The sequence below is a fragment of the Kitasatospora sp. NPDC023120 genome, assembly GCF_055560835.1.
Map to the genome: position 1 here is coordinate 332,310 of NZ_JBVHHY010000001.1, position 16,844 is coordinate 349,153.

A 16,844-nucleotide genomic window follows, 5' to 3' on the forward strand; every position below is an offset into this window, starting at 1 on the left:
ACCATGGCTGCAACCTCCCTTGACCTCGCCAAGGTCCGCAACATCGGGATCATGGCGCACATCGACGCGGGCAAGACCACCACCACCGAGCGGATCCTGTTCTACACCGGTGTCTCGTACAAGATCGGTGAGGTCCACGATGGCGCTGCCACCATGGACTGGATGGAGCAGGAGCAGGAGCGCGGCATCACGATCACGTCGGCCGCGACGACCTGTCACTGGACGGTCGACGACGTCGACAACACCATCAACATCATCGACACCCCGGGTCACGTCGACTTCACCGTCGAGGTGGAGCGCTCGCTGCGCGTCCTCGACGGTGCCGTCACGGTGTTCGACGGTGTCGCCGGTGTCGAGCCCCAGTCCGAGACCGTGTGGCGGCAGGCTGACCGCTACGGCGTCCCGCGCATCTGCTTCATCAACAAGCTGGACCGCACGGGCGCGAACTTCTTCTTCTGCGTTCAGACCATCGTGGACCGCCTCGGCGCGACCCCGCTGGTCATGCAGCTCCCGATCGGTGCCGAGGCGGACTTCAAGGGCGTTGTCGACCTTGTCCGCATGAAGGCGCTGGTCTGGTCCGCCGAGGCCGCCAAGGGCGAGATGTACGACATCGTCGACATCCCGGCCGACCTGCAGGAGCAGGCCGAGGAGTACCGCGAGGCGCTCATCGACACGGTCTCGAACGTCAGCGACGAGATCATGGAGCTCGCCCTCGAGGGCGAGGAGATCCCGGTCGAGCTGCTGCAGGACGCGATCCGCAAGGGCACCCTGAACTCGGACTTCACCCCGATCTTCTGCGGTACCGCCTTCAAGAACAAGGGCGTTCAGCCCCTGCTCGACGCGGTCGTCAAGTACCTGCCGTCGCCGCTGGACATCGAGTCCATCGAGGGCACCAAGCCCAACGACCCGGACACCAAGATCTCCCGCAAGGCGTCGGACGACGAGCCGCTGTCCGCGCTGGCGTTCAAGATCATGTCCGACCCGCACCTGGGCAAGCTCACCTTCGTCCGGATCTACTCCGGTCGCCTGGAGTCCGGCACCTCGGTGCTGAACGCCGTCAAGGGCAAGAAGGAGCGCATCGGCAAGATCTACCGCATGCACGCGAACAAGCGTGAGGAGATCGAGTCGGTGGGCGCCGGCGACATCGTCGCCGTCATGGGCCTGAAGCAGACCACCACCGGTGAGACGCTGTCCGACGAGAAGAACCCGGTCATCCTGGAGTCCATGGACTTCCCGGCCCCGGTCATCCGCGTCGCGATCGAGCCCAAGTCCAAGGGTGACCAGGAGAAGCTGGGTGTCGCCATCCAGCGTCTCGCCGAGGAGGACCCGTCCTTCCAGGTCAACACGGACGAGGAGACCGGCCAGACCATCATCGCGGGTATGGGCGAGCTGCACCTCGAGGTGCTGGTCGACCGTATGAAGCGTGAGTTCAAGGTCGAGGCCAACGTCGGCAAGCCGCAGGTCGCCTACCGCGAGACGATCCGCTCGGCTGTCGAGCGCATCGACTACACGCACAAGAAGCAGACCGGTGGTTCGGGCCAGTTCGCGAAGATCCAGATCGCGATCGAGCCGCTCGAGCAGGCCGAGGGCTACGAGTTCGTGAACAAGGTCACCGGTGGCCGCGTGCCGAAGGAGTACATCCCTTCGGTCGACGCCGGTTGCCAGGAGGCCATGGAGTTCGGTGTGCTCGCCGGCTACCCGCTCCAGGGTGTCCGCGTCACGCTGCTCGACGGTGCCTCGCACGACGTCGACTCCTCCGAGCTCGCGTTCAAGATCGCCGGTTCGATGGCCTTCAAGGAAGGCGCGAAGAAGGCCAAGCCGGTCCTCCTCGAGCCGATGATGGCCGTCGAGGTCACCACGCCCGAGGACTACATGGGCGACGTGATCGGTGACATCAACTCTCGCCGTGGCCAGATCCGGTCCATGGACGAGCGTCACGGTGCCCGCGTCGTCACGGCGCTGGTGCCCCTCTCCGAGATGTTCGGCTACGTCGGTGACCTGCGCAGCAAGACCTCTGGTCGCGCCAGCTACTCGATGCAGTTCGACTCGTACGCCGAGGTCCCCAAGGCCGTGGCTGAGGAGATCATCGCCAAGTCCAAGGGCGAGTGAGGTCCGGCTCTGCCGGCTTCAGAATCAGTCCGACATTCGGGATGATTCCGACCCCTTAGGCTATTAGGAGGCGACCCGGGAGGATCCGCACGGATTCTCCCGGGGCCTCCGGCCCCCACCCGCGGGACGGTGCGAGGTGCTCTCGGCACCCGGACCCAGCCCGATCAAGACCAACTGACGTCAGCACGGCGTACAGGAACTGTCCTCAGGAGGACTGCAGTGGCGAAGGCGAAGTTCGAGCGGACGAAGCCCCACGTCAACATCGGCACCATCGGTCACATCGACCACGGTAAGACGACCCTTACCGCGGCCATCACCAAGGTGCTGCACGACGCGTACCCGGAGATCAACCCCTTCACGCCGTTCGACCAGATCGACAAGGCGCCGGAGGAGCGGCAGCGCGGTATCACCATCTCGATCGCGCACGTCGAGTACCAGACCGAGGCGCGTCACTACGCCCACGTCGACTGCCCGGGTCACGCGGACTACATCAAGAACATGATCACCGGTGCGGCCCAGATGGACGGTGCGATCCTCGTCGTCGCCGCCACCGACGGCCCGATGCCGCAGACCAAGGAGCACGTCCTCCTGGCCCGCCAGGTCGGCGTCCCCTACATCGTTGTCGCCCTGAACAAGGCCGACATGGTGGACGACGAGGAGATCCTGGAGCTCGTCGAGCTCGAGGTCCGTGAGCTGCTCTCCGAGTACGAGTTCCCGGGCGACGACCTGCCGGTCGTCCGCGTCTCCGCCCTGAAGGCCCTCGAGGGCGACAAGGAGTGGGGCGAGAAGCTCCTCGGCCTCATGCACGCGGTCGACGAGAACATCCCCACCCCGGCCCGCGCCGTGGACCAGCCGTTCCTGATGCCGATCGAGGACGTCTTCACGATCACCGGTCGTGGCACCGTCGTCACCGGTCGTATCGAGCGCGGCATCCTCAAGGTCAACGAGACCGTCGACATCATCGGCATCAAGACCGAGAAGACCACCACCACGGTCACCGGCATCGAGATGTTCCGCAAGCTGCTCGACGAGGGCCAGGCCGGTGAGAACGTCGGTCTGCTGCTCCGTGGCATCAAGCGCGAGGACGTCGAGCGCGGCCAGGTCATCATCAAGCCGGGTTCGGTTACCCCGCACACCGACTTCGAGGCCCAGGCCTACATCCTGTCGAAGGACGAGGGTGGCCGCCACACCCCGTTCTTCAACAACTACCGCCCGCAGTTCTACTTCCGTACCACGGACGTGACCGGCGTCGTGACCCTCCCCGAGGGCACCGAGATGGTCATGCCGGGCGACAACACCGCCATGACCGTCGCGCTGATCCAGCCCGTCGCCATGGAGGAGGGCCTGAAGTTCGCCATCCGTGAGGGTGGCCGCACCGTCGGCGCCGGCCAGGTCACCAAGATCGTCAAGTAATTGACGTTCTGACCTGCCTGCCTCGTACAGGCTGAGTCCGAAGGGCCCCGCGCACCACACCGGTGCGCGGGGCCCTTCGCCCTTCACGGGCAACCCTTCATGGGGCGCTCACGGGAGCGCGCTTCCTTTCACCGCCCGCTCATCGCCGACTGTTATGGTCGGGCCACCATCAAGCCCCCGCCGTCGCGGAAAGTGGGATCCAACGCATGTCAACGGCACCGCTGTTGTCGGTCGTGATGCCGATCTACAACGAGCAGGAGGCGCTCCCGCTGACCGTCGAACGGCTGCGGCCGATCCTCGACGGGCTCGACGTGACCTACGAGGTGGTCGGTGTCGACGACGGCAGCACCGACGCCACGCCGGTGCTGATGCAGAAGATCCGCCAGGACTGGCCGGAGTTCCGCGTCGTCCGCTTCGCCCGCAACTCCGGGCACCAGGCCGCCCTCACCGCCGGCATCCACCGCGCCTTCGGCGACTACGTCGTCTCCATCGACGCCGACCTGCAGGACCCGCCGGAGAAGATCCCCGAGATGCTGGAGCTCGCTCGCGAGCAGGGCCTCGACATCGTCTACGGCGTCCGCGGCGACCGCGGCACCGACACCTTCTTCAAGCGGCACACCGCCGGCGCGTACTACTGGATGATGCGCAAGCTGGTCGGCCAGCGGATGCCCAACCAGGCGGGCGACTACCGGCTGCTCAGCCGGGCCGCGGTGGACGCGCTGAAGGCCATGCCCGAGCACCAGCCGGTCTACCGGCTGCTGGTGCCGTGGCTGGGCTTCCCCAGCGGCGAGGTGGTCTACGTGCGGGAGGAGCGGGTCGCGGGCAGCACCCACTACCCGCTGTCCAAGATGGTCCGGCTGGCGCTGGACAGCGTCACCAACTTCTCCGCCGCCCCGCTGCGGCTGGCCACCTGGCTCGGGCTGTTCAGCTTCCTGGTCTGCATCGCGCTGGCGCTCTACACCACGGTCGCGTACGCGGTCGGCTCGACCGTGCCCGGCTGGTCCTCGCTGTTCATAGGGATGCTGTTCATCGGCGCCGTCCAGCTGGTCTGCGTCGGACTGCTCGGCGAGTACGTCGGCCGGATCTACTCGGCGGTCCAGGCGCGGCCCGCCTACTTCATCGGCTACGACTCGGCCGAGGAGCCGGACCGGTACGGTACGGGCGAGTGAACGAGATCCTCTCCACCGACCGGGACGAGCCCGGTGAGCAGGCCTCCGCGCCGCAGCCCGGGATGCGGCGCCAGCTGCCGTCCTTCCTGGTCATCGGGGTGCTGAGCACCCTCTTCTACCTGGCGCTGTTCGTCCTCCTGCGCCTGGTCGCCTCCTCGCAGGTCGCCAACCTGGTCGCGCTGGCCGTCAGCGCGGTGGCCAACACCGCGGCCAACCGCCGCTTCACCTTCGGCATCACCGGCTCGGACGGCGCGGTGCGCCACCAGCTCCAGGGCGCGGTCGCGTTCCTGATCGGGCTCGGCCTCAGCAGCGGTGTCCTGGCGCTGCTCGGCGTCGCCGTCCCGCACGCCTCCCGGGTGGTCGAGGTGACCGGGCTCGTGGTGGCGAACGGTCTCGCCACCGTGGCCCGGTTCGTCCTCCTCAAACTGTGGGTCTTCAGGAAGCGCTGACGGCGGAGCGGGGCTCCTCCTGCGTGCGCTCGGCCCGGTGGGCGGTGCTGGTCCACGCCCAGATCCCGAGCACCACGCAGCCGGCCGCGCCGGTCAGCAGCGCGGTCGCCGAGCCCGTCGGCGGGTGCCAGGCCCCGGTCAGCGGGTTGAGCGGGGTGTAGTCCACCGAGGTCCCGAGGCCGGCCTGCCAGCGGATCATCGTGTAGCCCAGGAAGGCCAGCTGCAGCGGCAGCACCACCAGTGCGACCGTCCGGACCAGCGAGGCCGACCGGGCCCCTTCGAGCACACCGCGGCGCCCGAGGACGAAGGCGGCGATCAGCGGCACGCCGACGGCGACCGGCAGCAGGTACCGGCCCTGGCCGGCGAAGCCGACCTTGTGCGCGGCGATCGCGCCGGAGAGCGTGAGCACCCCGAACGGGGCGAGGAAGAAGGCGACCACCCGCCAGCGGTCGCCCCACGTGCCGAAGGCGAGCGCGGGCAGCACCAGGCAGCCGATGGCCAGGAACCACAGGAAGTACGCGGTGCCGGGCAGGCGGGTGTCGAGCCAGGAGGGCACGCCGACCATCTCGACGAAGTACTCGGGCCAGCGCACGATCACCTCGTGCCGGATCGCCTTGGGCACCGTGATGCCGGGCGGCACCTGGACGGGCATCATCTCCGAGGCCTTCATGACCACCGTCCACAGCGCCCCCGCGGTGCCGGTGGCGGCCAGCGCGCCGGCCGCCCACCAGGCGGGCCGGAACCGCAGCAGCTGCTTCAGCCGCTCCCGCTTGGCCGGGACCAGCATGATCCCGACGACCGCGGCGCACCAGAGCGGTCCGAGCGCACGGACCGTCATGAGCACCGAGCCGGCGATCCCGATCTGCACCATGGCCGCGCGGCGCAGCGGCTGCTCCGGGTCCAGCACGGTCGGGATGAGGGCCGCGACCAAGGCCACGCCGGCCGCGATCTCGATGCCGTTGGGGTTGATCGAGCCCGCCAGGTGCGCGGTGATCGGGGTGACCGCGACCAGCAGCCCCGCCGCCGCGATCCGGTGCCTGGTCCAGGAGACGAGGGCGTGCGCGGCGGAGGCGAGCAGCGCCGCGACCAGGGCGGAGCTGATCAGCCGCGCCAGGGTGAGGCCCAGCCAGTTCGGCCAGAGCGCCATCGGCCAGCCGACGAGGGCGTAGTAGACCGGGTTGTACCGGCCGGCCCGGGTGCCGACCCGCTCGATCTGCTGGTCCTCACCGCCCGGCGCCTTGGCGCAGGCCACCGACTTGGTGGGGTCGAACCACCAGCAGTTGTCCCGGACGATCGAGGCCGGCACGTGCTGGAAGGCACCGGTGCCGCCGCCCGCGGCCTCCGGCTTGGGCGCGAACTCGCCCCGGGCGGCCCCGACCGCGCGGATGATGTGCTCCCGTTCGTCCGGGCTCGCGTCGTACGGCGAGGCGAGGGCCCAGCCCGCGCAGACGAGGAAGAACCCGATGAACGCGGTCCACCACGTCCGCCGGAACAGCAGGCGACCCGGGCGGCTGGAGCTGTCGCCGGATCTGCTCGCGGCGGGCGCGGGAGGCGTGGTAGCGGCGGGGGAGTATGAGGACACGCGACCAAGATAACGGGTGGCCGAATCCGCCCCACCCGGGCCGCTGTGTGCCCGCCCGGCGTTGCACTTACGATTCCCCCGTGACTCAACTGGAATCGCCCTCGGAAGTGTCCGGATCCACCGTGAAGGGCCGGATCGCCGGACTTCTGGGCCATAGCGCGGTGCGGTTCCTGGCCGCCGGCGTCACCAGCACCACCGTCGACATGGGCCTGCTGTACGTCCTGCACGGGGTGCTCGACCTGCCGCTGGCGCCGTCCACCTTCGTCGCGGTGCTGGCCGGCTTCACGACGAACTTCGTGCTGAACCGGATCTGGGCCTTCGAGAGCACCTCGCCGGTCGGCAAGCAGACCGCCCGCTACATGGTGATGGCGGGCGGCAACTGGGTCGGCACCGTGCTGCTGGTCGGCGGCTTCGTGAAGCTGGGCCTCTTCTACCTGCTGGCCCGCGCGCTCGCGCTGGTGATCCTCTCGGTGGTCAACTACTTCGGCTACAAGTACTGGGTCTTCCGGGACAAGTGACCGCGACGACGAAGGCCCGGCCGGAGTGATCCGGCCGGGCCTTCGCGCGTCTCGGCGGACGCCGGTCCTACTGGGTGCGCAGGCCCTCGGTGAACGCCTTGCAGGTCTCGTACGTCGGCAGCAGGCCGGAGGAGATCGCCTCCGCCAGCGACGGCGCGGCCTCGTCCCGGGCCGACAGCAGCGGCTGGTCGGCCGGCCACTCGATGCCCAGGTCCGGGTCGAGCGGGTGGACCGAGTGCTCGCCGGTCGGGTTGTACGTCTCGGAGCAGAGGTACGAGAGCGTGGCGTCGTCGGTCAGCGCGCAGAAGCCGTGGCCGAGGCCCTCGGGGATGTAGACCGCGCGGCGCTCCACGTCGTCGAGCCGGACGCCCTCCCAACGGCCGAAGGTCGGCGAACCGACCCGCAGGTCGACGATGACGTCGAGCACGGCGCCACGCACGCAGGTCACGTACTTGGCCTGGCCGGGCGGCACGTCGGCGAAGTGGATGCCGCGGACCACGCCGCGCGAGGAGACCGACAGGTTGGCCTGGGCCAGCCGCAGCGGGTGGCCGACGACCTCGGCCAGCCGGTCGAAGCGGTACCACTCGGTGAACATGCCGCGCGGGTCGCCGTGCAGCTGCGGAGTGACCTCGATCAGGCCCTCGATGCTCAGTTCGCGGAACTTCACCGGGCGTTCTCCTCATCCAGCAGCGCCAGCAGGTACTGTCCGTAGCCGCTCTTCAGCAGCGGCTCGGCGAGCTCGCGCAGCTGCTCGGAGCCGATCAGGCCGGCCCGCCAGACGGCCTCCTCGATGCAGCCGATCTTGAAGCCCTGGCGCTCCTCTATCACCCGGACGAACTCCGAGGCCTGCACCATCGAGACGAAGGTGCCGGTGTCCAGCCAGGCGGTACCGCGGTCCAGGATCGTGACGTTCAGCTCACCCTTGCGCAGGTAGGCGTCGTTGACCGCGGTGATCTCCAGCTCGCCGCGCGCGCTGGGCTCCAGGCCGCGGGCGATCTCCACGACCTGGTTGTCGTAGAAGTAGAGGCCGGGGACGGCGTAGCGGGACTTGGGCTTCTCGGGCTTCTCCTCGATGGAGATCGCCTGGCCGTGCTCGTCGAACTCGACCACGCCGTACGCGGTCGGGTCGGCCACCGGGTAGGCGAAGACCCGGCCGCCAGGGGCGTCGGTGTGCTCGGCCAGGCGGGTGCCGAGGCCGCTGCCATGGAAGATGTTGTCGCCGAGGATGAGGGCGACCGACTCGTCGCCGATGAAGTCCGCACCGAGCACGAAGGCCTGGGCGATGCCCTCGGGCTTCTCCTGGACGGCGTACTCCAGTTTGAGGCCGAACTGCGAGCCGTCGCCCAGCAGGCGCTCGAACTGCTCGCGGTCGGCCGGGGTGGTGATGATGAGGATCTCGCTGATCCCCGCCATCACCAGGGTGGAGAGCGGGTAGTAGATCATCGGCTTGTCGAAGACCGGGAGCAGCTGCTTCGAGACCGCCCGGGTGAGTGGCCACAGGCGCGAGCCGGTCCCGCCGGCCAGGAGGATTCCACGCATGCGAGCAGCTTAAGTGAGAGCCGCGCACGCCCCGTCCCGGGCCGTTCGAGGGGGCCGATCGGCGACGGTAGACTACGCGCATTATGCGCATCCTCGTGACCGGCGGCGCCGGATTCATCGGTTCGGAGTTCGTCCGTCAGCTTCTCGGAGCGGACGAGAGCGCCCGGATCACCGTCTTTGACAAGCTCACCTACTCGGGCGTCCTGGAGAACCTGGCCCCGGTGGCAGACCACCAGGGCTACACCTTCGTCCAGGGCGACATCTGCGACGCGGACGCCGTCGACCAGGTCATGCCGGGCCACGACGTGGTGGTGCACTTCGCCGCCGAGTCGCACGTGGACCGGTCGATCGCCGGCGCGGGCCCCTTCGTCGTGACCAACGTGCTGGGCACCCAGGTCCTGCTGGACGCCGCCCGCAAGCACGGCGTCGGCCGCTTCGTCCACGTCTCCACCGACGAGGTCTACGGCTCCATCAGCGAGGGCTCCTGGACCGAGACCTGGCCGCTGGCCCCGAACTCCCCGTACTCCGCGTCCAAGGCCGGCTCCGACCTGCTGGCCCTGGCGTACCACCGGACCCACGGCATGGACGTCGTGGTGACCCGCTGCTCCAACAACTACGGGCACTACCAGTTCCCGGAGAAGGTCATCCCGCTGTTCACCACCAACCTGATCGACGGCAAGAAGGTGCCGCTGTACGGCAACGGTGGCAACATCCGCGACTGGCTGCACGTCTCGGACCACTGCCGGGGCATCGAGCTGGTCATGCGCGGCGGCCGGGCCGGCGAGGTCTACAACATCGGCGGCGGCACCGAGGTCACCAACAAGGAGCTGACCGGCCTGCTGCTCGAGGCCGCGGGCGCCGGCTGGGACATGGTCGAGTACGTCGAGGACCGCAAGGGCCACGACCTGCGCTACTCCCTGGACATCAGCAAGATCGGCGAGGAGCTCGGCTACGAGCCGCAGGTCTCCTTCCCGGACGGCCTCGCCGCGACCATCGCCTGGTACCGCGAGAACCGCGCCTGGTGGGAGCCGCTGAAGCAGAAGGCGGCCCTGGCGAAGTGACCGCGAACGCCGCCGGCCGGGTGCGCTGGCTGGTCACCGGCGCGGCCGGGATGCTCGGGCAGGACCTGCTGTCGGTGCTTGCCGCCGACCCGACCGCCGAGATCACCGCGCTGCGCCGGGCGGACCTCGACATCACCGACGCCGCGGCCGTGCAGGCCGCCGTCGACGGCCACGACATCGTGGTCAACTGCGCCGCGTGGACGGACGTCGACGGTGCGGAGACCGCGGAGGAGGCCGCCACCGCCGTCAACGGCACCGGCGTCCGCCACCTCGCCGCGGCCTGCGCCAAGACCGGCGCCCGGCTGCTGCACGTCTCCACCGACTACGTCCTGCCGGGCGACGCCACCGAGCCCTGCCCGGAGGACGCCCCGACCGCGCCGGTCAACGCGTACGGCCGCAGCAAGCTGGTGGGGGAGCGGGCCGTCGCCGAGCTGCTCCCCGAGCACGGCTACGTCGTGCGCACCGCCTGGCTGTACGGCGAGCACGGCCCGAACTTCGTGGCCACCATGCTCAAGCTCGCCGCCCAGCGGGACACCCTGGACGTGGTGGACGACCAGCACGGCCAGCCGACCTGGTCGTACGCGCTCGCCGGCCGCCTGGCCGAGCTCGGCCGGGCCGCGCTCGGCGGGTGGGCCCCGGCCGGGGTCTACCACGGCACCGCGAGCGGCCGGACCACCTGGTTCGGGCTGGCCCGCGAGACGTACGCGCTGAGCGGGCTCGACCCGGAGCGGATCCGTCCGACCACCTCGGAGGCGTTCGTCCGCCCGGCCGTCCGCCCCGCGTTCAGCGTGCTGGGCCACGACCGCTGGGCGGCCGCCGGCCTTGCGCCGCTGCCCGAGTGGCGGGCCATGCTCGCCGAGGCCCTGCAGCGTCCGGCCTTCCGGGCGCTGCGCACCGCGGCGGAGCGGTGAGCGGCGTGCTCGGCCGGGTGACGCGCGCGCTGCCGCCGGGACTGCTGGCGGTCGGCGTCGGGACGGTCACCCTCGGGGTGGCCTCCTACGCGCACCTCGCGGTGGCCGGGCACGCGCTCGACCGCGAGTCGCTCGCCGAGGTCTCCGTCCTGTGGACCATGGCGATGTCCTTCGCGCTCGGGCTGTTCTTCCCGGTCGAGCAGGAGCTGACCCGGGTGATCGCCGCCCGGACCGCCCGGGGCGAGGGCGCGGCCCCGGTGCTGCGCAAGGCGGCCGTGCTGACCGGCGGGCTGCTGCTGCTGGTGCTCACCGGGCTGGGGGTGTTCTCCCGCCAGCTCGCGGACGTGTTCTTCCACGGCGACCGGACCCTGGTGGTGGCGCTGGCCGCCGCCTTCGTCGGACCGGCCGCCTGCTACCTGACCCGCGGGGTGCTGGCCGGCCTCGGGCACTTCGGCGCGTACGGCCTCCAGCTCGGTCTGGACGGCGTCCTGCGGATCGTCTTCTCGGTCGGACTGCTGGTGGCGGGCGTGCACTCGGCGCTCGCGTACAGCCTGATCCTGGCCGTCTCCCCGGTGCTGGCCATGCTGGTGAGCCTGCCGCGGACGCTGCGGATCGCGCTGCCCGGCCCGGCCATCGGCTGGCGCGAGCTGTGCAGCGGCCTGGGCATGCTGACCGTCTCGTTCCTGCTGGCGCAGTTCGTCGCCAACGCCGCGGTGCTCAGCATCCAGGTGCTGGCGCCCTCGCAGGCCGTGCTGGTCGGCGCGTTCACCGGCGCGATGGTGCTCAGCCGGGTGCCGCTGTTCGTGTTCGGCGCGCTGCAGGCCTCGCTGATGTCGGGGCTGTCGACGGCCGTGGCGACCGGCGACCGGGCGGGCTTCCGTAAGCTCCTCACCAAGACCTGCGGCATGGTGACGGCCCTCGGCGTCCTCGGCGGGGTGCCCGCCGTGGTCCTCGGGCCATGGGTGATTCACGTCGCGTTCAACGCGGACCGGCATGCTCTCGGTCCGGTGGACTTCCTCTGGCTCTCGGTGGGCACGCTCGCCTACCTGCTCGCCACGGTGGTCGGGCAGGCGGTCATCGCCCGCGGCCGCCACCGTCGGCAGCTGCTCGGCTGGGCGCTCGGCACCGCGACGCTGCTGCTGGTGACCTGCCTGCCGGGAGCCCCGGCGACCCGGGTCGAGGCCGCGTACACCGTCGGTCCGCTGGTGGTGCTCGTGGTCATGTTGCTGGCGCTGCGCGGCGACGGTAGCGTGCGCGGCGCCGGTGCGGACACCTCGCGGACCGCCGTCTCCGCCGACGCGGTCTCCACGAGCTGATCACCATGTCGTCCCAGCTCCCCCCGGCGACGCCCCGCGGTACCGGCGTCCCTAGCATGTGCTCCATTCACCCCCATGCCTCACCGACGCGTGAAAGGCGAGATCCATCGTGCAGCTGAGTGTGCTGACTTCGATCACCGGCGTGCTGGTGCTCGTGTGGATTCTGGAGCTGCTGCGACGCCAGCAGCTCCGGGAGAAGTACGCGGCGCTCTGGCTTGCCATCGGCGTGGTGATCGCCCCGCTGGGCTTCTTCCCGCGGCTGCTGGACTCGACCGCGCGCCGGCTCGGCGTGGCCTCCGGGGTCAGCCTCGTGCTGTTCGCCGGCTTCGTGCTGGTCCTGCTGGTCTGCGTGCACCTCAGCTGGGAGACCAGCCGGCTGGAGGCCGAGACCCGTACCTTGGCCGAGGACGTCGCGATGATGCGCGCCCACCTCGCCGAGCACCACGACTTCCCGATTGCCCGCTCCGGCAGCGACGTGAACGACCCCGAGGTGAAGGCATGATCGACGGCAAGCGGGTACTGATCATCCTCCCCGCCTGGAACGAGGCCGAGGGCCTGCCGAAGATCCTCCGCGAGATCCAGCAGAAGCTCCCCGGCGTCGACACCCTGGTCGTCGACGACGGCTCGACGGACAGCACCGCCGCCGTCGCCGCCGCCCACGGCTCCAAGGTCGCGCAGCTGCCGTACAACCTCGGCGTCGGCGGCGCGATGCGCTTCGGCTACCGCTACGCGCACCTGCACGACTACGACGTGGCGCTCCAGTGCGACGCCGACGGCCAGCACGACCCGGCCTACGTGCCCGCGCTGCTCGAGAAGCTCCGCGAGGCGGACCTGGTCATCGGCGCCCGCTTCGCCGGCGAGGGCTCGTACAAGGTGCGCGGCCCGCGCTCCTGGGCGATGAAGCTGCTCTCGGTGGTGCTGTCGCGGGTCGCCAAGACCCGGCTCACCGACACCACCTCGGGCTTCAAGGCCTGCAACAAGCCGATGATCGAGTTCTTCTCGCACTGGTACCCGGTCGAGTACCTGGGCGACACCATCGAGAGCATGGTCGGCGCCGCCCGCTGCGGCTTCGTCATCCGTCAGGTCCCGGTCGCGATGCGCGAGCGGACCACCGGCACGCCCTCCGCGTCCCCGATCAAGGCGACGATCTACCTGGCCCGCGCCGGCCTGGTGCTGCTGCTCGCCCTCATCCGCCGCATGCCGGCGAACGTGAAGGCCATCGAGCCCGCCACCCGTGCCGCCGCCCGCCGGCCCGAGCTCATTGGCAAGGTCTAGGTACCCGATGTCCCGTTTCGAGATCCTGATGCCGTACTACGGCGACGTCCGGCTGATGCAGGACGCAGTCCGCAGCGTGCTGGCCCAGGAGGGCGACGACTGGCGCCTCACGGTCGTCGACGACGGCAAGGAGCCGGACGTCCCCGGCTGGTTCGAGTCCCTCGCGGACCCGCGGGTGCGGTACCTGCGCAACGAGACCAACCTCGGCGTCAGCGGCAACTTCAACCGCTGCGTCCAGCTCGCCGAGTACGAGTACCTCGTCCTCATGGGCTGCGACGACCTGATGCACCCCAACTACCTCACGGTGGTCCGGGACGCGCTGGAGCGCTTCCCGGAGGCGGGCATGGTCCAGCCCGGCGTGCTGGTGATCGGCGCCGACGGCAACCCGGTCGGCAGCCTGGCCGACACCGTCAAGCGCCGGCTGTACGCGCCGAAGGACCCCGGGCCGCTGCTGATGTCCGGCGAGCCGCTCGCGATGAGCCTGATGCGTGGCGACTGGCTGTACTTCCCGTCCGTGTGCTGGCGCACCAAGGACATGCAGGCGACCGCCTTCCGGGCGGACCTCGGCGTCATCCAGGACCTCGCGATCATCGTCGACCTGCTCCTCGCGGACGTGTCGCTGGCGGTCGTGCCCGAGGTGTGCTTCAGCTACCGGCGGCACGCGGTCAGCGAGTCCTCGGTCACCGCCTTCACGGGCAAGCGCTTCGAGGAGGCCCGCCGCTTCTTCCGGGAGACCGCGGACCGGCTGGACGCGCACGGCTGGCACCGGGCCGCCACCATCTCCCGCCGCTTCGTCTCGTCCCGGCTGCACGCGCTCAGCATGATCCCCGCGGCCGGCCGCAAGGCGGGCCTGCGGGGCGTCGGGGCGATGCTGAGCCATGTGGCCGGCCGCCGGGCCTGACCCGTGAGATCCCCCCAGCAACCCCCTCCCAGTGCCCAGGAAGCGACCATGTCCCAATACGACGACGTCTGGCTGGTGATCCCCGCCTACAACGAAGGCCAGGTGATCGCCGATGTGGTGGAGAACGCCCGCAAGACGTTCCCGAACATCGTCGTGGTCGACGACGGGAGCACCGACGGCTCGGCCGAGCACATCCTGACCACCGGCGCCCACCTGGTGCGCCACCCGGTCAACCTGGGCCAGGGCGCCGCCCTGCAGACCGGGCTCTCCTACGCCCTGCAGCAGCCTGGAGCCCAGTACTTCGCCACCTTCGACGCGGACGGCCAGCACCAGACGGCCGACGTCGAGAAGATGGTCGCCGTGCTGCGCGGCGGGACCGCCGACGTGGTCCTCGGCTCGCGGTTCATCGAGCAGTCCGAGCAGGTCCCGATGATCAAGCGCGTGGTGCTCCGCACCGCGGCCGCGGTCAGCCCGACCGCCCGCAAGCTGAAGCTCACCGATTCGCACAACGGGCTGCGCGTGATCAATCGCGAGGCCGCCTCCCAGCTGCGCATCACCATGAACGGGATGGCCCACGCCTCGGAGATCGTCGGCCTGCTGGCGAAGTCCTCGCTGCGCGTGGTGGAGGTCCCCGTGGACATCCTCTACACCGACTACTCGCGCGCCAAGGGCCAGTCCCTGATCAACGGCGTCAACATCCTCTTCGACATCTCGCTCCGGGAGCGTGGCCGGCGATGAAGTACTTCTGGATACAACTGGTGCTGGTGCTGGGCGCCGGCACCGCGGCGCTCATCTTCATCCGGCGCTGGGACCGGACCAACACCAGGGCCTGGAAGCGCATCGCCTTCGTGCTGTTCGTGCTCGCGAACATCTACGCGGTGCTGCGTCCGAACGACGTCACCTGGGTGGCGAACCGGTTCGGCGTCGGCCGCGGCACCGACCTGGTGCTGTACCTGATGGTCCTGGCGCTGGCGTTCCTGGCGCTCAACACCTACCTGCGCTTCCGCTCCCTGGAGAAGAAGCTCACCGACATGGCCCGCACCGTCGCCATCACCGAGGGCGCGCGGCTCAACCAGGAGCGCTTCGACGAGAAGGTCTCCGGCTAGTCCACGGCGGTCCCCGGCGGACCGAACGCAACCGGGCCCGGTACGCGCACTGCGTACCGGGCCCGGTTGCGTTCGGGGGAGCGGGGGAGCCGGGTCAGCCGGAGACCTCGGACAGCGGCCGGACCGGCGCGGCCGGCGGCTGCGGCTGCCGCGGCGGCTTGCGCAGACCGAGGTCCTTCAGCTTGAGCGCGGGCTTCTCGACGACGTGCCAGGAGCAGAACGCGGCGACGACCGAGAGCGCGACCGAGGCCGCCGTGTACGCCCAGTAGCCGTGCTTGCCGACGCCCCACAGCGCGAGGCACTGCTGGATCGGGAACGCGTAGATGTACACCCCGTACGAGAGGTCGACCTTGGTGCCGACCTTGGTCAGCGGGCCCGGCATCCGGCAGGCGAGCCAGATCAGCAGGTAGGCGAAGGCGGGCAGTCCGAACAGGGTGAACCCGCCGTACCGGGCGGTGCCGAGGAAGACCACCGCGGCCAGCACGCCGGCCGGGTCGCTGATCGGCAGCCGGTCCTTGTACAGCTCCGCGACCGCGCCGAGGCCGAACATGAAGGTCAGGGGTATGAACATGTCCAGGCTGATCGAGCCCAGGAACGGCAGCTGCCAGCCGGTGAGGCCGGTCGGCGCGTACTCCGGGGCGCGCAGCAGGTGGAAGCCCCACGCGAGGTGGACCATGTACGCGTAGAGGCCGAGGACCATCAGGGCGACGGCCCAGCGCGCCCGCCGCAGCACGCTGACCGCGGCCAGCGAGACCACCAGCAGGTAGCAGAGGACCTCGTACGCCAGCGACCACACCGAGCCGTTGAAGGCGGTGGGGTGCGGCACGTGGTCGAGCAGCCCGGAGATCCCCCACTGGTTCACCCCGATCGACCAGTTGGCCTCCAGGTACGCCAGCGGTCCCTCCGGGTGCGACCAGAAGCCGGCCAGCCGGCCCTGGTGGTACGCGACCACGGGGGCGACCACGAACGCCGTCACCAGCAGGCAGGCCCAGAGCCCGGGGAGGATGCGGATGGCGCGGTTCCAGAGGAACCGCGCCGGGCTCAGCCGCATGCCGCTGCGCGTGATCAGAAGCCCCGAGAGAACGAAGAAGCCGCTCACCGCGATCGCGCCGACGTTGGTCTGACCGCGGCTCTCCAGCAGTCCGAGGTCGGGCTTGCCCAGCCCCAGCGGCATCGCGTGGGCGAAGATCACGGCGAGGGCGAGGACGAGCCGGAGCAGGCCGAAGCCGTTCTTCCGTCCGAGGGCCTCGGCCAGCGGCGGTCTGGCCGTCAGAACCGACCTCTTGCGTGCGGTGTGCGACATGGGCGGGGGACTCCGGGCCGGTGGTCGTGGAGGGACGTGGACTGCGCGCCTCACCCTATCCGCCCGGACCCGGCCTCCATTGGGGCGGAAGAGGCCCCCGGGGCAGCGGCAGCGCGCCATGACACGCTCTTGGGGGTGCGATTACCATGAGTCCCGGCCCGGGCCCGGCATCGCCGGCGGCGACGATCCATC

At 70.1% G+C, this 16,844-nt stretch carries 17 protein-coding genes; 13 read left to right on the forward strand and 4 right to left on the reverse strand.

Features of this window, described 5'->3' with window-relative positions:
• The first annotated feature begins 3 nt into the window (after positions 1-3).
• The 4 genes from fusA to ACZ3TI_RS01615 all read left to right on the forward strand — a co-directional run bounded on the left by fusA (position 4) and on the right by ACZ3TI_RS01615 (position 5,140).
• Entirely contained in the window at positions 4-2,109 is a 2,106-nt protein-coding gene (gene fusA / locus ACZ3TI_RS01600) for an elongation factor G (protein ID WP_465722170.1), read from the forward strand.
• 219 nt (positions 2,110-2,328) lie between these two features.
• Positions 2,329-3,522 (forward strand): elongation factor Tu, encoded by a 1,194-nt coding sequence (tuf, locus tag ACZ3TI_RS01605; protein ID WP_030280743.1) that lies wholly within the window; start codon positions 2,329-2,331, stop codon positions 3,520-3,522.
• A 206-nt stretch (positions 3,523-3,728) separates the two neighbouring features.
• Entirely contained in the window at positions 3,729-4,691 is a 963-nt protein-coding gene (locus tag ACZ3TI_RS01610) for a glycosyltransferase family 2 protein (protein ID WP_465722172.1), read from the forward strand.
• Positions 4,688-5,140 carry a GtrA family protein gene (locus ACZ3TI_RS01615; protein WP_465722174.1) on the forward strand — a complete coding sequence of 151 codons (453 nt, stop codon included), beginning with the start codon at positions 4,688-4,690 and terminating at the stop codon, positions 5,138-5,140. The genes ACZ3TI_RS01610 and ACZ3TI_RS01615 overlap by 4 nt, the downstream gene beginning before the upstream one ends.
• Here the strand turns inward: ACZ3TI_RS01615 and ACZ3TI_RS01620 are convergent.
• Positions 5,127-6,722, reverse strand: coding sequence for a DUF2142 domain-containing protein (locus tag ACZ3TI_RS01620; RefSeq protein WP_465722176.1), 1,596 nt, complete (start codon positions 6,720-6,722; stop codon positions 5,127-5,129). The genes ACZ3TI_RS01615 and ACZ3TI_RS01620 overlap by 14 nt on opposite strands.
• Positions 6,723-6,802: 80 nt before the next feature.
• Here ACZ3TI_RS01620 and ACZ3TI_RS01625 point away from each other — a divergent pair, with 80 nt between their 5' ends.
• Positions 6,803-7,240, forward strand: a complete 438-nt coding sequence (locus ACZ3TI_RS01625) for a GtrA family protein (protein WP_465722178.1) — start codon at positions 6,803-6,805, stop codon at positions 7,238-7,240.
• A 67-nt stretch (positions 7,241-7,307) separates the two neighbouring features.
• On the opposite strand, the gene rfbC is transcribed toward ACZ3TI_RS01625, so the two are convergent.
• Positions 7,308-7,907, reverse strand: a complete 600-nt coding sequence (rfbC, locus tag ACZ3TI_RS01630; RefSeq protein ID WP_465722180.1) for a dTDP-4-dehydrorhamnose 3,5-epimerase — start codon at positions 7,905-7,907, stop codon at positions 7,308-7,310.
• Complete coding sequence (gene rfbA, locus ACZ3TI_RS01635; protein ID WP_465722182.1) at positions 7,904-8,779, reverse strand: glucose-1-phosphate thymidylyltransferase RfbA; 876 nt, start codon at positions 8,777-8,779, stop codon at positions 7,904-7,906. Before rfbA ends, rfbC begins: the two co-directional genes overlap by 4 nt.
• Positions 8,780-8,862: 83 nt before the next feature.
• On the opposite strand from rfbA, the gene rfbB reads away from it, so the two are divergent.
• The 8 genes from rfbB to ACZ3TI_RS01675 all read left to right on the forward strand — a co-directional run bounded on the left by rfbB (position 8,863) and on the right by ACZ3TI_RS01675 (position 15,349).
• On the forward strand, positions 8,863-9,840 hold the full coding sequence (gene rfbB, locus ACZ3TI_RS01640; RefSeq protein WP_465722184.1) for a dTDP-glucose 4,6-dehydratase: 978 nt from the start codon (positions 8,863-8,865) through the stop codon (positions 9,838-9,840).
• Positions 9,837-10,751 carry a dTDP-4-dehydrorhamnose reductase gene (gene rfbD / locus ACZ3TI_RS01645; protein WP_465722186.1) on the forward strand — a complete coding sequence of 305 codons (915 nt, stop codon included), beginning with the start codon at positions 9,837-9,839 and terminating at the stop codon, positions 10,749-10,751. Before rfbB ends, rfbD begins: the two co-directional genes overlap by 4 nt.
• Positions 10,748-12,067 carry a lipopolysaccharide biosynthesis protein gene (locus tag ACZ3TI_RS01650; RefSeq protein WP_465722188.1) on the forward strand — a complete coding sequence of 440 codons (1,320 nt, stop codon included), beginning with the start codon at positions 10,748-10,750 and terminating at the stop codon, positions 12,065-12,067. The genes rfbD and ACZ3TI_RS01650 overlap by 4 nt, the downstream gene beginning before the upstream one ends.
• Positions 12,068-12,176: 109 nt before the next feature.
• Positions 12,177-12,569: a DUF2304 domain-containing protein gene (locus ACZ3TI_RS01655; RefSeq protein ID WP_360254645.1), complete on the forward strand. Its 393-nt coding sequence runs from the start codon at positions 12,177-12,179 to the stop codon at positions 12,567-12,569.
• Positions 12,566-13,342: a glycosyltransferase family 2 protein gene (locus tag ACZ3TI_RS01660; RefSeq protein ID WP_465722190.1), complete on the forward strand. Its 777-nt coding sequence runs from the start codon at positions 12,566-12,568 to the stop codon at positions 13,340-13,342. Before ACZ3TI_RS01655 ends, ACZ3TI_RS01660 begins: the two co-directional genes overlap by 4 nt.
• A gap of 7 nt (positions 13,343-13,349) precedes the next feature.
• The gene (locus tag ACZ3TI_RS01665) at positions 13,350-14,243 is read left to right on the forward strand and encodes a glycosyltransferase family 2 protein (protein ID WP_465722192.1); all 894 of its coding nucleotides are present in this window, start codon (positions 13,350-13,352) and stop codon (positions 14,241-14,243) included.
• Between the two features lie 48 nt (positions 14,244-14,291).
• The gene (locus ACZ3TI_RS01670) at positions 14,292-14,981 is read left to right on the forward strand and encodes a glycosyltransferase family 2 protein (RefSeq protein ID WP_465722194.1); all 690 of its coding nucleotides are present in this window, start codon (positions 14,292-14,294) and stop codon (positions 14,979-14,981) included.
• The gene (locus ACZ3TI_RS01675; RefSeq protein ID WP_350519909.1) at positions 14,978-15,349 is read left to right on the forward strand and encodes a DUF2304 domain-containing protein; all 372 of its coding nucleotides are present in this window, start codon (positions 14,978-14,980) and stop codon (positions 15,347-15,349) included. Before ACZ3TI_RS01670 ends, ACZ3TI_RS01675 begins: the two co-directional genes overlap by 4 nt.
• Positions 15,350-15,443: 94 nt before the next feature.
• Here ACZ3TI_RS01675 and ACZ3TI_RS01680 read toward each other — a convergent pair whose 3' ends face one another.
• Positions 15,444-16,652, reverse strand: a complete 1,209-nt coding sequence (locus ACZ3TI_RS01680; RefSeq protein WP_465722197.1) for an acyltransferase family protein — start codon at positions 16,650-16,652, stop codon at positions 15,444-15,446.
• Positions 16,653-16,844 lie beyond the last annotated feature (192 nt).

Bases quoted from the DNA above. Each gene is read 5' to 3' on its own strand.
- fusA (WP_465722170.1), top strand. From the start codon at position 4: ATGGCTGCAACCTCCCTTGACCTCGCCAAGGTCCGCAACATCGGGATC.
- ACZ3TI_RS01675 (WP_350519909.1), top strand. From the start codon at position 14,978: ATGAAGTACTTCTGGATACAACTGGTGCTGGTGCTGGGCGCCGGCACC.
- rfbB (WP_465722184.1), top strand. From the start codon at position 8,863: ATGCGCATCCTCGTGACCGGCGGCGCCGGATTCATCGGTTCGGAGTTC.
- ACZ3TI_RS01665 (WP_465722192.1), top strand. From the start codon at position 13,350: ATGTCCCGTTTCGAGATCCTGATGCCGTACTACGGCGACGTCCGGCTG.
- ACZ3TI_RS01660 (WP_465722190.1), top strand. From the start codon at position 12,566: ATGATCGACGGCAAGCGGGTACTGATCATCCTCCCCGCCTGGAACGAG.
- ACZ3TI_RS01610 (WP_465722172.1), top strand. From the start codon at position 3,729: ATGTCAACGGCACCGCTGTTGTCGGTCGTGATGCCGATCTACAACGAG.
- ACZ3TI_RS01680 (WP_465722197.1), bottom strand. From the start codon at position 16,652: ATGTCGCACACCGCACGCAAGAGGTCGGTTCTGACGGCCAGACCGCCG.
- ACZ3TI_RS01670 (WP_465722194.1), top strand. From the start codon at position 14,292: ATGTCCCAATACGACGACGTCTGGCTGGTGATCCCCGCCTACAACGAA.
- rfbA (WP_465722182.1), bottom strand. From the start codon at position 8,779: ATGCGTGGAATCCTCCTGGCCGGCGGGACCGGCTCGCGCCTGTGGCCA.